The organism is Arthrobacter sp. Ha26, from assembly GCF_059091705.1.
This window is the reverse complement of sequence record NZ_JBNHGX010000006.1, coordinates 215673-229186: the sequence shown is the minus strand read 5'-3', so window position 1 is coordinate 229186 and position 13514 is coordinate 215673. Positions and strand designations below refer to the sequence as shown.

Here is a 13514-nt window from a genome sequence, read left to right as displayed (position 1 = left end):
TGCGACATGTCCCGCGAAGGGTGGCTTCGCTGCTCCTCAATGGCGAAGGGCTCGTCCGACTAGCCGGACGAGCCCTTCGCCACGCATCCTCTAATCCAGGTGCCTCCTCAGTCAATAAGGGAGGGCTCCTGTGCATGTTTCGGAGATTCGCCAACTGCCGGAACTGGGCGGTTACGGTGGTTCACCCAGTTCGCCACCGCCAGAACTGCCACCAGCCCAAAAGTGCTCAGGAGTTGAGGACGCGAATCCTCGCCGATGAGGCCGACCGTGAAGATCGCCGCCAGGATCAGCAAGCCAAGGGAAGTCAGCCACGGGAACCCGGGCATCCGCAGGGGCAGGTCCGTACCCTCGCGATTGGCGCGGAGGCGGAGCGCGAGCTGGGCCAGGAGGGCGGACGTCCACACCAGCAGGCACGTTGAGCCCACGATGTTGAGCAGGACGCCCAGGACCATCTCAGGGAATGCCAGTTCCAGCACCACCGTGACAACACCAAACGCAACGCTGGCCAGGACCGCAACAACCGGCACACGCGCCCTGGACACGGCAACCAACAGCCGCGGCGCTTCACCACGCTCCGCCAGGGAGAACGCCATTCGTGAAGCGCCATAGAGGTTGGCGTTCAGCGCAGAGAGCAGTGCCGCAACGGCGACCAGGGTGATGGCGGTGGCCGCACCGGGCATACCGGCGGCCTCCAGCACCGCAGCGAACGGGCTCTTCAGCCCCTCCGAACCCACGGGAACCACGGCAGCGATCACGAAAATGGCACCGATGTAGAAAATGAGGACCCGCCACAGCACCGTCCGGACGGCCTTCTTCACGCTGCGCGCCGGCTCCGCAGTCTCGGCTGCCGCCACGGATACAATCTCGGTGCCGCCGAACGCGAACGCCACCACGAACAGCGCCGTGGCGATCCCGCCGAACCCGCTCGGCGCAAAGCCCTCCCCCAGGAAGTTCGCCAGGCCCGGCGACTGCACACCCGGTACCAAACCGAAGAGCAGCGCGAAGCCCACCAGGAGGAACCCGACGATCGCCGCCACCTTGAGAAGGGCGAACCAGAACTCGAACTCGCCGAAGTTCTTCACGCTGGTGAGGTTCACGGCGGTGAGCACCACGATGAACACCAAGGCCATCAGCCACACCGGCAGGGCCGGGAAGATGGTAGCCAGCAGTCCTGCCGCACCGAGCGCTTCGGCCGCTATGACCACCACAAGCTGGATCCACCAGAGCCAGCCCACCGTGGCGCCGGCCACCGGACCGTAGGCCTTGGCGGTGTAGACGGAAAAGGCGCCGCTGTCCGGTTTGGCGGCGGCCATCTCGCCGAGTGCCCACATCACCAGGATGATGAGGGTGCCGGCCACGAGGTAGGAGATCAGCACGGCCGGGCCGGCAGCCTGGATACAAGCGCCGGAGCCGATAAACAGGCCGGCACCGATGGCGCTGCCCAGCCCCATCATCGTCAGCTGCCGGGGTCTGAGGGCCGCGCCGAGGGCGCGGTCAGACGTCGTTGTCTCGTGTTCCATGGGGAGTCCTTCGGTTATAGGTGGAACGGTTTGGTAGGAAGTCAGGGAGCTGTCAGGCCGCGTGGGCTGCCAGGAGGCGGAGCACGCGTTGTTGGAGTCGGGGTCCGCCACGGTGATGCGCACGCCGTCACCCGGGTACGCGCGGACCAGGATGCCGGCGGCGTCGAACGCGTCCACCAGCGTCGCCAGGAGCTGGTCATCGGCACGGATCCACAGGAAGTTGCCGTGGCTCGGCTGCAGCGTCCAGCCCTGGGCTTCCAGCTCCGCGGCCATCCGGGCGCGCTCCTTCTTCACGGCGGAGACCCGCGCTGCCATCTCCTCCCCCGCGTCCAGCGACGCGATGGCAGCCTTCTGCGCCAGCGCGCTCACGGCGAACGGCAGGGCGGTGCGGCGCAAACCTTCGGCGATTGCCGCCGTCGTAATTGCGTACCCGACGCGCAGGCCGGCGAGCCCGTAGGCCTTGGAGAAGGTGCGCAAGATGCAGACGTTCGCGTACCGGCGGTAGAGCGCCAGGGAGTCGGAGCCGCTGCCGGCTTCGGCGTATTCCACGTAGGCCTCGTCGATCACCACCAGGACGTCGGAGCGGACGGACTGCAGGAAGGCCTCGAGGTGGTCGTGGCTGATCGGCACGCCGGTGGGGTCGTTGGGGGTGCACAGCAGGATGACCTTGGTGCGGCCGGTGACGGCCGCGGCCATTGCGTCCAGGTCGTGGCCCTCGGCGTCGTCCAGCGGGATATGGCCTTCCTCTCGCTGTCCATCAGCCAGTCGCGAACCGGATTGGTGGAGAACGGGCTCGCCGCGATCCCGGAGGTCATCGAGGTGCACGCCACCACCGGCGACGCGGACCTCATGGCCAAGATGGTGGACCGCGGCACCACCGACCTCTACCGCATCACCAACCAGATCCTCGAGATCGAGGGCATCGAGCGGACCAGCACGGCCATCTCCATCCTGGAACTCATGCCGCCCCGGTACGACGGGCTCATCAGCCGACTGTCGGAGGAGGAGTCCCGCCCTTCCGAGTAACGCGGTGACCGGATAACGAGGGGTTGGCAAACTGACGTGTACTAAATTCGGGATCCGTTTTTGTTACCGCCAAGGAACTGGCGGACGACGGAAAGGTCGGCAACGGAATCGCGAACTATCCGCTTCGATTTCACGACGAACGCGGACTTCTCGATCACCACAAGACGCAACCCCTGCTCGCGGATGAGCAGACGCTTGCGTTCGTCATAGCGACGACGCTGCTCGCCGCGATTGACGCCGGATACGGTCTGACGCCTGTCGAAGAACGGAGATGGTTTCGTATGCTGCTCTTCCTGAAATTCGACGACGAGATTGAAGGAGGGCCAGAAGCTGTCGACAGGAAGCGTCGTTCCCAGTGGCCGCGACGGGGACGGGTCTCCGCGGAGCCAGTCGAACGTCATCTGGCGATGGCCGCTTACCCCAACGACCTCGTCGCAGAGATCAAGCACGTAATATTCGTCGGATTCAGCGCGGTCTCCCATAGGGCAATAATTGCAGCTCCTGGGGCTTTTTGGTCCGGGCCAACTCCGCGAACCAATGTCCACGGCTTTCACCTGCCTTACCCGGACCTCTCACCGAGGACACGAAGTGGGTTTCCGGCCGCCACTCGCCCCGCGCAGATATCATCCGAACATGACTGACCTTCAACTACTCCTAACAGCCATCGCCCAGGATTTGGGAGACCCAGCCACCTGGAGTGCTCCCGTCGAATTCCCCGACTCTCTTGCGCTTTGCGCCCTGAACTCGGCCTACTCTCTGCGCGCAACCTCTGCTTCTGCCAAAAACGTCCTCGCCCGATACCGGGCGGTGCGTCCAGCCGCAGATTCCGATAGCGGGCCCGATCTGCTCCATGCCATGGACGATGTGGGCGGTCCTGCTAATTTCGCTCGCGAAATCCTTTGCAACGACAGCAAACTCCCGGGCACCATGCGCTTGCGTACTGAGGGCATTTATGAGGGCCTGACCAGGCTGGCGGCATTGGAAGGCACGGTGACAACTGCACAAGACCTTCGGGCCGCCGCGGCGAAGGGCAACACATCTGCAGAGAAAGCGTGGTGCTCTGTCATTGGCCTCGGCCCACTCTCTTGGTCGTACCTGCTCATGAACGCTGGCGTCGGCACCGAAACCAAGCCGGACGTTATGGTCCAGCGCTATCTCGCGAGGGCTCTCGGCGAAGACCAGAATCTAACACCAGCACGGACGCGGCAGCTCCTCCGGCTCGCCGCCGAAGACCTTGCCGTAGAACCGAGAGACTTGGATCGAGCAATCTGGATGCACGAGAGTCCCTCAGCACCGGCTGGCCAGCGCAGGCAGGAAGAGAACAGTAACGGTCGGAGATCGGGCACGGATGCCACTGGCCCGGTGACGATCAGGAATGTTGAGAATAGAACCAAAAGCGGGTGATGCAGTTCACGGCTGGATCCGCGCGCCCTGGCAACCGCTTTGGATGCGATACTGCCGGAGCGCCGCACCGTGATCCAGGACGGCGGGCACTTCATCGGGTGGGCACCCATGTACTGGAACATCCCGCGGCCGCAGGATCTGGTGATGGTGGGGACCGCCTTCCAGTCCATCGGGCTGGGCCTTGCCAGCGCCGTCGGGGCCGCCCGTGCGGTGGAGGACGGCCGCACCCTGGTGCTGGCCTCCGGCGACGGCGGCTTCCTGATGGGCCTGTCCGACCTCGAATCGCTCATCAACGCCGCGAGCAGCGCAATCGTCGTGATCTACAACGATGCCGCCTACGGTGCCGAGATCCACCAGTACGGCTCGCAGGGCCTGACCGAGAAGCCGATGCTGATTCCCGAGGTGGACTTCAGCGGCGTCGCCAGAGCTTTGGGGGCGGAGTCGGCTGTTATCCGTTCCCTGTCTGACCTGTCCGCGCTGCGGAAGTGGATCCATGCAGGAGCTCGTGGGACTTTCGTAGCCGACTGCCGGATCACGTCCTCCGTCCGCGCGCCCTGGTTGACCGAATGGATGAACGCGTCCCGGGCGGCGAAGGCGGCGGTGGCTGGCTAGCTCCCAGACTCGGGAGGCGCGGCGGAATTCTCCGGCCGGATCTGGCGAAGATGAACGGTAACGGCAACTGGATAGGCTTGTCACCGATCGGCTCGTCGAGCAGGTCGTTGTTGGAACTCTGCCCTTCCAGCCGGCTGTGCCGCTTAGCGCAAATGAACTGACCTTGGGGGCGGTGCGCACCAAACCGCGAGCCGGCGCTTTCGCGATTGCGGGGTTTTATAAGTACCGGGAAAGCGGTCGGAAGTGCTTTTGGCCTAGTTATGCGAGGGCGGTTTGGGCAGCTGCCAGACCCGAGCGAATTCATCTTCCACCAAGGGCCAGACTAGTTGGCGACCCTCTTCCACCGACGCAATGCGATCGGCCAAAGGCGCGAAAACGACAAAGTCGTGTGGAATGACTCTCCCAGATCTGTCCTTCCGGCCCGAAGGATCTGGGAAACGCAGCGCCAGCCTCTCGCCGACTCGGCGGTAGATTTCCGGCCCACCCTCAATGCCCGAGAACACATCCTCGTAAGTCGGAAGCGGATCGGCGAAACCACCATTTCGTAGGAAGCGGAAACCCCAAGTCCGCCCACGAGTAGCCCAGACGAGCGTCATCGACGGCTCCTGAAAAGGATCTGCTTCTCTTCGCCCTCTTCCAAATCCATCTGGAAACCGGTCATTGTGGCAGCCAAATAGTCTCGCCTGGCAACCGCCTCGGAATTGACCTCCCTGAGTTTGTCTCCGGCAAGCTTGGCCACGTGGTCCACAAGATCGGGATCAAGGCGGCTCATCCATCTGCCTATTCGGCCCGGGAGCTTACCCTTGTCACTCAACAACGCGGCTGCCATGGCTAGAGCTTTGGCCCTCGCCAGCAGCTGTTCACCCACCTTCCCGGGGATTAGCTTCAGCTGAGCCCACCGTGCGTGGCGCTGGAGAGGGAGAATGGCAGCCAGAGGCAGAATCAACTCCAAACCGATCCGCTCGGTTACCTCAATTTTGTCTGCGTCGAACTTGGCTGACGAAAGGAGCACAAAGTCCTCACCAAACGACAGCGCCTCGCTTGCTTCAATGAACCCAGCTAAGACCCTATGGAGTTGGTCAAGCTCATCGCGGGCTTTCTCGATGAGTAGGTCCCTAAAACCGAACACGTTCATGTGTGGCAGCAGATCAGACTTGGAGAGGGCTATTATCCAGATTCGTGGAAATTTACGAAGTGGATTACCATTTTCCAGCAGCTCCCCCTCTAGTGACAGCAGTCCCCGGCGGAAACTGGTTAGCAAAGACTTAAGGTATTTCCCTTCCTCACCAGAGTGCTCCAACAAACGTTGACCGTCCACCAACAAAAGAGCCACATCAGAACCAAGCAAATTCTTGAATGTGTTGATTCTGTCCTGGGATTCCGTTGCCCCCGGTACGTCCTGTTCGAACCACTCCCCCGGGTAGTCGTGCCACACGAGGCGCAGGGCGTCGAATGGCTTAGCCTTCCTCGCCTTGGAATCGGCCTTTTCCTTTAGCTTGACCGAGAAAGAATATGACTTAGAGGAGAAACGAGTGGCATCAGGTACTTGCGCGGAATTTTTCATGCCGAGGTAGGTTTGATGCAGCTGACGGTGTTGGTCAGCGCTATCTGCCACGACGTCAAACAGGCTCTTTTGCAGATACTGCTGCTCCTGCGTGGCTCCGTAAAACGAGGAGACCATTACGGTCTTGCCACTGCCGCTCTCACCAAACACTGCGATGTGCTGCTCTTGTTGTCTGTTTTGCATATGAGAAGCCTATGCGGGCCGCTCCCCTGCCACTATTCGCAAGGCAACGCTATGGGCGTAGACGCGTTTCCAAGGCTGCCACCGCACAGTGGCTCCAGGCCAGGGCGGGCCTACAGGCCTAGCACCTCCTAGTCCTAGGCGACAAATACGGGGTACCAACGCCGGAAGCCCCATATCCGAGAAGCCACTCACCCAGTGCGCCTTCCAAAAACCATATATTCACCAACCTGCCCACAGAACAGATATGACGAACTGGCGCTTAAGCCACAAAAGGAGGAATCACCGCGGCATCCATGGTGGGGTTGAAGTTCATTCCGAAGTCGGATCTCACAGGTGCGAACACGGCCGGAATTAATTGCACATGGAAGTCCGTCACGAGAGACTCAGGAACCACGCAACGGAGATACAGCTGTCGGCAGACGACCAGCCACTAATCTAACGTCATGGACGTCGCAGCACTAGTGGTTTCAATTTCTGCTTTTCTGGCCGCCGCTATGAGCGCCCTCTACGCGCGACAGCAGGTGCGTGTTGCTCATTCAGCCTCGCGTGCTCAATCTCTCCTAGCTGTCTTGGACTACCTCCAGAGGTCGGACATACGCGATTCGAGGCGGGAGGTTCTAACGGTGTTGAACTCCCTTCCCGCGTCCTCGTGGACGGAAACGCAGCGCGCAACTGCTTCCAATGCATCAGCCTCGTACGACCTTGTCGGCACCCTTCTTAGAAGCGGCGTTGTAGATAAGGACCCAATAATCCAGAACTACGGGCCGAGTATTATCCGTTGTCACGACATCTGCACTCCCATGATTGAAGGCTTCCGCGCTAATATGCCTGACGCCCTTGCCCGGAGATACTGGGATGACTTTGATTGGCTGGCAGGTGAAGCCCGGAAGGAATTCGGACACACGGCTCCGGACTAGCCTCAACTTCGGCTGAGCCAACGCCCTCCCCTACGACAGGACTACTAACCTCGAGTAGAGCAAGACGTGAGGAACCGCGATTGGTCGGCTACCCCGCTTATAGCCGCCGTTGCCTGAACATCGGGAACGACTCCCGCACTCGCTTTACCGTCTCCAGCGACACCTCCACCGCCCGGACACCAGCGGCAAGACCGAGGTCGGCCTCCACGACCCCCATCGGGTCCACCAGCACGCTCCGCCCCACCGAGACGGGCGGTGCCTGGCACACACCGGCCACGTACACGCTGTTCTCGATAGCACGGGCGGCGTTCAGCGCCAGCCACTGCTCCGTCTTGTGCTCGCCCGGCACCCAGGACGAGCAAACGAGCAGGACCTGCGCGCCAGCGTCGGCCAGTGACCTCGCCAGCTCCGGGAACCGCAGGTCGTAGCAGGTCATCAGCCCGAACCGCACTCCCCCGTGCTCGAACACCACCGGATCCGTGGACGGGCCGGGCTTGACGAACTCGGACTCCCCGAAGCCCTGCGCGTCGAAAAGGTGGATCTTTCGGTAGGAAGCCAGCCGGCCGCCGTCGGGCCCGAGAGCCACCAGCGTGTTGTACGCCCTGCCCGGCTCCTCCGAGGTTTCCACCACGCCCGCCACCAGCGCGATGCGGTGGCGGCGGGCAATGCCGGCGAGCTCCCGGCAGACGGGGCCGTCCAGTGGCTCGGCCACCTCGAGGAACGTTACGTCCACCTTCTTCTTCTCGTAGGTGGCGTACTCCGGGAAGGCGACCAGCTCGGCGCCGTCGCGCGCTGCCTCGGCGGCGAACCGGTCGATCACTACGAGGTTGGCCGGGATATCGGCGCCCGACTCCAGCTGCCCCAGCGCTAGCCTCACGGCTGCTCCTTCCCTTGGCCCGCCGGCCACACCACAAACTGTCAGACTCAGGCGGTCGCCTCGACCGTCGCCTTCTCCGTCGCCGCCATCTCCGGCGGCGCGGCCTTGAAGCCGCGGGTAATCAGGGCCAGCACGACCACGCCCAGCACCAGCCAGGACAGTCCCAGCGTAATGGCGTTGCTGTCCAGCTGGGAGAGCAGGTAGGCGCAGATGAACGCGCCGATCACCGGGACCACCACGTAGGACACCGGGTTCAGCTGCTGCCCGGCCCGGCGCTGGCGCACATAGTGGAACACCACCGAGGCGTTCACCAGCGTGAAGGCGGTGAAGGCACCGAAGTTGATGAACGACGTGGACGTGGCCACGTCCAGGAAGATCGCGATCAGGCCCACGATGCCGGTGATCACCAGGTTCGCCACCGGGGTGTGGAACTTCTCGCTGAGCCGGCCGAAGACCGCCTTGGGCAGCACGGAGTCGCGGCCCATCGCGTACAGCAGCCGGGAGGCGCTGGCCTGCGCGGCGAGGCCGGAGGCGAACTGCGCCATCACCAGGCCGGCCAGGAACACGGCGCCGAACAGCTGCCCGCCGATCTGCAGGGCGATGGAGCTGGCCGCGGAGGCCGAGTCCTCGAACACGCCGCCGGGGTGGACCAGCTGGGTCACGTAGGACACCGCCACGAAGATGCCGCCGCCGATCAGGGCCACGAGCATGATGGCGCGCGGCACTGTGCGGCGCGGGTTGATGGTTTCCTCGGTGAGGGTGGTGACGGCGTCGAACCCCAGGAACGAGTACGCGGCGACGGCGGCGCCGGCGGAGATGGTGGTGAAGCTGGCGGTGTCGTTGAAGAACGGCTGCCCGCTGGCCAGTCCCCCGGCGCCGTTGGCGGACACCACGTTGCCGATGGCCAGCGCCACGAAGAACACGAGGACCAGCAGCTGGAATGCCATCAGCACGTAGTTGGCTTTGTCCGCCACCTTGATGCCCAGGATGTTCAGCAGCGTGGTGATCACGATGAAGCCCACCACCCAGACGCCTATGGGGATGCCCGGGAACTGGGCGGTCAGGTAGGAGCCGCCGATGAGCCAGATGACCATGGGCAGGAAGAGGTAGTCGAGCAGCACGGCCCAGCCCACCAGGAACCCGACGCGGGGGTCAATGGAGCGGCGGACGTAGGTGTAGGCGGAGCCGGCCACGGGGTGGGCGACGGCCATCCGGCCGTAGCTGTGCGCGGTGAACAGCATGGCCACGAGCGCCACCAGGTACGCGGCGGGCGCGGCGCCGCCGGTGGTTTCCGCGATGATGCCGAAGATCCCCAGGACGATGATCGGGGTCAGGTACGCCAGCCCAAACAGGACCAGCGAGGGCAGTTTCAGCGTGCGGGTGAGGGTTGTTGTCACGGTATTTCCTTAGGGCTTGTAGGACGGCGGTGTCCAGGTGGCCGGATTGATGCGGCCTTGGTAGACGGAAAGTTCGACGGCGGGCTCCCCCTCGCGGAACTGCGACCAGGGGCGGTTGAGGTTCTCCGTGCCGTGCGTGCGGACGCGGTCGACGGCGGCCAGGTCCAGTTCCGCGGTGAGCAGCTGCGGTTTCTCGTCTGTTGCTTCTGCGAGGGTGTTGCCCTCCGGGTCCACGATGATGCTCTTGCCCTGCCCGGTGGGGCCGGCGCAGTTGACGCTGACCATAAAGACCTGGTTCACGATGGCGTTGGCCTTGGCGAGGATCAGTTCCTGTTTGCGGTCCGGGGTGGTGGTTTTGACGACGTTGAGGATGACCTCGGCGCCCATCCAGGCGAGCTGGCGGGACACCTCCGGGTACCAGGCGTCGTAGCAGATGTTCAGGCCCACCCTGCCGATGCCGGGCAGGTCCACGGTGGTGAACCGGTCTCCGGGATCGTAGGGCTCGAACGGGCGCCAGGGGAAGATTTTCCGGTAGTAGCCTGCGAGTTCCCCTTCCGGGGACAAGACCAGCTGGGTGTTGAAAAGCTGGCCTTCCGGGCCGCGTTCGCAGACGCTGCCGGGAACCAGCCAGATGTTGAGGTCCTTGGCGAGCTGTTTGAGCTCATTGACCCGTGGCCCGTCCAGGGGTTCGGCGCTGGCCTGGAGCATTTCGGTTCTTTGGAGGTCCGGGTTTTCGTCGCCGAAGAGATGCAGCTCGGGGAAGACGACCAGCTTGGTGTCTGGCTGGGCTTCGAGGGCTTCTTTGACCTCGTCCGCGAAGGCCGAGACGGGTTCGCCGATGAGCCTGGGCCTTGCCTGGGCCGCGACGAGGGGAAGGCTGCGTTGCATGGGTTTTTCTCCGCTGTGGGGGTGTGATCCGGGTTATATTAGATCAGAATGATCCAATAAAGGGAAGGGGGTCGGCGTGAGCCGTAAAGTAGCGGATATGACCCATCAGCTGGAGGACACCATCGAGCCCCCGCGCCTTGGCGCCGGCAGGATGTCCGGGATGGAACGGCGCAGCGCGATGGACGCGGTGCGGATGCGGATCGGGATGGCGATTTCGCTGGGGCTGCTGAAGCCTGGCGAGCGGCTCCCGGACCAGGAGGACGTTGCGCTGGGTCTTTCGGTCAGCCCGATCACGGCCCGGCGTGCGCTGGCGAGCCTGGCGGAGCAGGGCGTGGTGGTGCGCCGGCGCGGCAGAGCTGGAGGAACGTTTGTGGCGGATTCGCCGCCTACTGATGTTTTGGCGTCACTTTCGGCGTCCCCTGCGGAGTCCCAGGCCGTGAACCGGCTGGTGGACCGGAGGCTGCTGTTTGAGTGCGCGGTGACGCATTACGCAGCGGTCAACGCCACTGCTTCGCAGCTGGATGAGCTGGAGCGGCTAACCCGGGACATGGCCGAGGCCACGGACTGGTCCGTCTACCATCAGGCCGACGAACGGTTCCATCAACTGGTGGGGACGGCGTCAGGGATGGGCACCGCCGTCGACGTTTATCACGAGACACTCACCGAGCTCTACGACTACTTCATCCCCTACCCCATCGAGAAGCTGCACAAGTCCAACCACGACCACATCGCGCTCGTGGCAGCCCTCCGGGCCGGAAGTGTTGAGGAAGCCGTGGAGGTGGCCCGGAAGCACGTGGACATCCTTCACCGGACGATGTTCATGGGGCTGGCGCAGGGCGCACCCTCAGCCGCCATGCCGGACTGACAGTGCTCTCGCTACCACCACCTTTCGGCAAAATACGCAACTCGAATTTCAGCAAAAGCTCGATTGAGCGCAGAAAGCATCAACAAAGAATCAAGATTAGCGATTGCTAATCAGGATTCGCGCAGTTTTCTCCCAGTAACCAGAATGACGATGTTTTCTCGGATGTAATGGAATGACTTTGACGCTATTGGGGGAAGCGAAGATGCTGTGTCTGTCGGCTGGATTGGTGTACCGTTCTGCGGCCTGTTCCACCCTGGATTTCCTCTATGTGCGTCCATCACTGCACCCACCCCGCACGCTTCGCAATCGCACGTCGGTCAGGTGTCCTATGGAAGGACTCTCATGAGCCAGCAACCCTACACTGCCCCCTTTCCCCCGAACTACGGCTATGGTCAACCGGCGGTAAGCAACAAGTCGTTCCTGGCCACGTGGCTGCTCTCGCTTCTGCTTGGCGTTTTAGGTGTTGACCGCTTCTACCTTGGCAAGGTGGGAACTGGAATCCTGAAGTTGATCACGCTCGGCGGCTTCGGTATCTGGGCACTGATTGACCTGATTCTGATTCTCACAAACAAGATGCGGGACAAGCAGGGCCTGCCGCTGGATGGCTACGACCGGCACCGGAAGATCGCCCTGATTATCACCGGCGTCGTTATTCTCCTGAGCATCGTCGTCAACTCGGCCCGAGCTGGCTCTACGTCTTCGTCAGCGCCTGCTGCTTCCACTCCCAAGGTCGCTACTGCAGCTAAGACCGCGTCTGCCACCCCAACGCCCACCAAGGACCCGGCGGTCGCTGCTGCAGAAGCGGAAGCCTCCGCAAAGGCGAAAGCTGATAAAGACGCTGCGGCTAAGGCAAAAGCAGAAGCTGACGCGGCCGCTAAGGCTGAAGCCGACGCCGCGGCGAAAGCAAAAGCAGAAGCAGACGCGGCCGCAAAGGCTCAGGCCGAGGCCGAAGCCGCCGCCAAGAGGGGCACGCTCAGCCAGCAAAATGCTCTGCGGAAAGCCGCTGACTATCTCGACTACACCGCTTTTTCGCGGACCGGCCTGATTGAGCAACTGGAATACGAAAAGTACTCGGCCGAGGATTCTACGTGGGCAGTGGACCGGGTAACGGTTAACTGGAACGAGCAGGCAGCCAAGAAGGCCAAGGACTACCTCGAGTACACTTCCTTCTCGCGCAGCGGCCTGGTCGAGCAACTGCTTTATGAGGGTTTTACCCCTGAGCAGGCCGAGTACGGAGTGAGCACCACCGGTCTTTAGCAGTCAGGACCGGTTCCAAAGCTCAGAGCAGCCAATGCAACTGGCGCCCTTGGAGGTCTTGGGCAACCAAACATCCTCTGACATCTGAGCCTGCGGTCCGCTTGGCCGTTGTCCAGGAGGACCGCAATTGGACCAGTAGTTTCTATCTCGGCGACAGCCCCTCCTATCGCGGCGGATCACCGAGGCTCCCAGGGCGCCCCAACTGGAAGGGCGCCACAACATGACACCATTCTTGCCAATACATCCAAGGGGAATCGTTTGAAACTCATCACTCATTTGGCCACCGGCGCGATCCTATGCTTGGCCCTTTCGAGCTGTGCGGGGTCGCCGCAAGCCGTACCCACGGTCACGCACACCGTGACCGAGACGGCGACCGCAACAGTGACCGTGACGGCTACTGCCACAGTCACTGCCGAACCCGTTGCTCCTGCCGCAGTTGCGGCGCCAGTGCCGGCACCTGCTGCTCCAGCTGCCACTGCCGTAGTCCCAGCGAACGTGGCGGGCATGAATGCGGAGGCACTAGACGATGACCTCTCGGCGTTGGGTTTCAAAAAGATCGTTTACAACTCTGACACTGGCAAGACCGTGCTCCTGCTCAGCAACTGGACAGTTACTGGAATCGACAATGCTGGAGCCGAACAATCCGTCGACAAAGCAGTGGTCGTTCACGTAACGAAGTAGGCTGCCTGAGGGGGAATCGAGAGGAACAATCCGGATGACACAAGCAACCGTCACACATTATGAGGTGCTTGGAGTACCAACGACGGCAGGCATCGCCGAGATCAAAAAGGCATACCAGCGTAGGCTCAGGACTTCACACCCGGACACGGGCGGAAGCACGGGGTTGTTCCGACTCGTGCAGGAAGCCTACGAGGTCCTCTCGGACCCGGACCGCAGGGCCGCCTACGACCGCTCTCCAAGGAACAAGAGTTCTGGGAACACCGCAGGTGCCACGGGCCAGCGGCCGCAACAGGAACGGTCCGAGCCCCAACCGGATTCCTCTA

12 protein-coding genes and 3 pseudogenes are annotated in these 13514 nt (G+C 62.7%); 8 read left to right on the top strand and 7 right to left on the bottom strand.

Features of this window, described 5'->3' with window-relative positions; genetic code table 11:
• Nucleotides 1-107: 107 nt before the first annotated feature.
• Entirely contained in the window at nt 108-1520 is a 1413-nt protein-coding gene (locus AC5RVY_RS15325) for an amino acid permease (protein ID WP_493955643.1), read from the bottom strand.
• Between the two features lie 150 nt (nt 1521-1670).
• Nucleotides 1671-2216, bottom strand: a pseudogene (locus AC5RVY_RS15320) (aminotransferase class I/II-fold pyridoxal phosphate-dependent enzyme); the annotation flags it as partial.
• A 12-nt stretch (nt 2217-2228) separates the two neighbouring features.
• Here AC5RVY_RS15320 and AC5RVY_RS15315 point away from each other — a divergent pair.
• Nucleotides 2229-2546, top strand: a complete 318-nt coding sequence (locus tag AC5RVY_RS15315; RefSeq protein ID WP_493955555.1) for an Lrp/AsnC family transcriptional regulator — start codon at nt 2229-2231, stop codon at nt 2544-2546.
• Nucleotides 2547-2587: 41 nt separating this feature from the next.
• Here AC5RVY_RS15315 and AC5RVY_RS15310 read toward each other — a convergent pair whose 3' ends face one another.
• The gene (locus AC5RVY_RS15310; RefSeq protein ID WP_493955554.1) at nt 2588-3028 is read right to left on the bottom strand and encodes a hypothetical protein; all 441 of its coding nucleotides are present in this window, start codon (nt 3026-3028) and stop codon (nt 2588-2590) included.
• A gap of 151 nt (nt 3029-3179) precedes the next feature.
• Here AC5RVY_RS15310 and AC5RVY_RS15305 point away from each other — a divergent pair, with 151 nt between their 5' ends.
• Both AC5RVY_RS15305 and AC5RVY_RS15300 read left to right on the top strand, forming a co-directional pair.
• On the top strand, nt 3180-3950 hold the full coding sequence (locus AC5RVY_RS15305; protein ID WP_493955553.1) for a DUF8548 family protein: 771 nt from the start codon (nt 3180-3182) through the stop codon (nt 3948-3950).
• Nucleotides 3951-3959: 9 nt separating this feature from the next.
• Nucleotides 3960-4562: pseudogene (locus AC5RVY_RS15300) on the top strand (thiamine pyrophosphate-dependent enzyme); the annotation flags it as partial.
• 592 nt (nt 4563-5154) lie between these two features.
• Here the strand turns inward: AC5RVY_RS15300 and AC5RVY_RS15295 are convergent.
• Nucleotides 5155-6309: a TRAFAC clade GTPase domain-containing protein gene (locus tag AC5RVY_RS15295; RefSeq protein ID WP_493955552.1), complete on the bottom strand. Its 1155-nt coding sequence runs from the start codon at nt 6307-6309 to the stop codon at nt 5155-5157.
• Between the two features lie 443 nt (nt 6310-6752).
• Between AC5RVY_RS15295 and AC5RVY_RS15290 the strand changes: the two genes are divergently transcribed.
• Complete coding sequence (locus tag AC5RVY_RS15290; protein ID WP_493955551.1) at nt 6753-7226, top strand: DUF4760 domain-containing protein; 474 nt, start codon at nt 6753-6755, stop codon at nt 7224-7226.
• A gap of 97 nt (nt 7227-7323) precedes the next feature.
• Here the strand turns inward: AC5RVY_RS15290 and AC5RVY_RS15285 are convergent, their stop codons facing one another.
• From AC5RVY_RS15285 to AC5RVY_RS15275, 3 genes are read right to left on the bottom strand one after another with little or no spacing between them, the layout of a single operon-like run.
• Nucleotides 7324-8103, bottom strand: coding sequence for a carbon-nitrogen hydrolase family protein (locus AC5RVY_RS15285; protein ID WP_493955550.1), 780 nt, complete (start codon nt 8101-8103; stop codon nt 7324-7326).
• Nucleotides 8104-8150: 47 nt separating this feature from the next.
• Entirely contained in the window at nt 8151-9500 is a 1350-nt protein-coding gene (locus AC5RVY_RS15280; protein ID WP_493955549.1) for an APC family permease, read from the bottom strand.
• Nucleotides 9501-9509: 9 nt separating this feature from the next.
• Nucleotides 9510-10388, bottom strand: a complete 879-nt coding sequence (locus AC5RVY_RS15275; protein WP_493955548.1) for a carbon-nitrogen hydrolase family protein — start codon at nt 10386-10388, stop codon at nt 9510-9512.
• 97 nt (nt 10389-10485) lie between these two features.
• Between AC5RVY_RS15275 and AC5RVY_RS15270 the strand changes: the two genes are divergently transcribed.
• From AC5RVY_RS15270 to AC5RVY_RS15255, 4 genes and pseudogenes are all read left to right on the top strand, one after another.
• A complete protein-coding gene (locus AC5RVY_RS15270; protein ID WP_493955547.1) occupies nt 10486-11253 on the top strand; it encodes a FadR/GntR family transcriptional regulator in 768 nt (255 codons plus the stop codon).
• 342 nt (nt 11254-11595) lie between these two features.
• Nucleotides 11596-12510 (top strand): Ltp family lipoprotein, encoded by a 915-nt coding sequence (locus AC5RVY_RS15265; protein WP_493955546.1) that lies wholly within the window; start codon nt 11596-11598, stop codon nt 12508-12510.
• Between the two features lie 357 nt (nt 12511-12867).
• Nucleotides 12868-13191, top strand: a complete 324-nt coding sequence (locus AC5RVY_RS15260) for a hypothetical protein (protein ID WP_493955545.1) — start codon at nt 12868-12870, stop codon at nt 13189-13191.
• 34 nt (nt 13192-13225) lie between these two features.
• Nucleotides 13226-13408 (top strand): annotated as a pseudogene (locus tag AC5RVY_RS15255) (J domain-containing protein); the annotation flags it as partial.
• Nucleotides 13409-13514: the final 106 nt, after the last annotated feature.

Excerpts from the sequence above, each read along its gene's own strand:
- AC5RVY_RS15295 (WP_493955552.1), bottom strand. The coding sequence starts at position 6,309 with ATGCAAAACAGACAACAAGAGCAGCACATCGCAGTGTTTGGTGAGAGC.
- AC5RVY_RS15305 (WP_493955553.1), top strand. The coding sequence starts at position 3,180 with ATGACTGACCTTCAACTACTCCTAACAGCCATCGCCCAGGATTTGGGA.
- AC5RVY_RS15270 (WP_493955547.1), top strand. The coding sequence starts at position 10,486 with ATGACCCATCAGCTGGAGGACACCATCGAGCCCCCGCGCCTTGGCGCC.
- AC5RVY_RS15310 (WP_493955554.1), bottom strand. The coding sequence starts at position 3,028 with ATGGGAGACCGCGCTGAATCCGACGAATATTACGTGCTTGATCTCTGC.
- AC5RVY_RS15275 (WP_493955548.1), bottom strand. The coding sequence starts at position 10,388 with ATGCAACGCAGCCTTCCCCTCGTCGCGGCCCAGGCAAGGCCCAGGCTC.
- AC5RVY_RS15325 (WP_493955643.1), bottom strand. The coding sequence starts at position 1,520 with ATGGAACACGAGACAACGACGTCTGACCGCGCCCTCGGCGCGGCCCTC.
- AC5RVY_RS15265 (WP_493955546.1), top strand. The coding sequence starts at position 11,596 with ATGAGCCAGCAACCCTACACTGCCCCCTTTCCCCCGAACTACGGCTAT.
- AC5RVY_RS15290 (WP_493955551.1), top strand. The coding sequence starts at position 6,753 with ATGGACGTCGCAGCACTAGTGGTTTCAATTTCTGCTTTTCTGGCCGCC.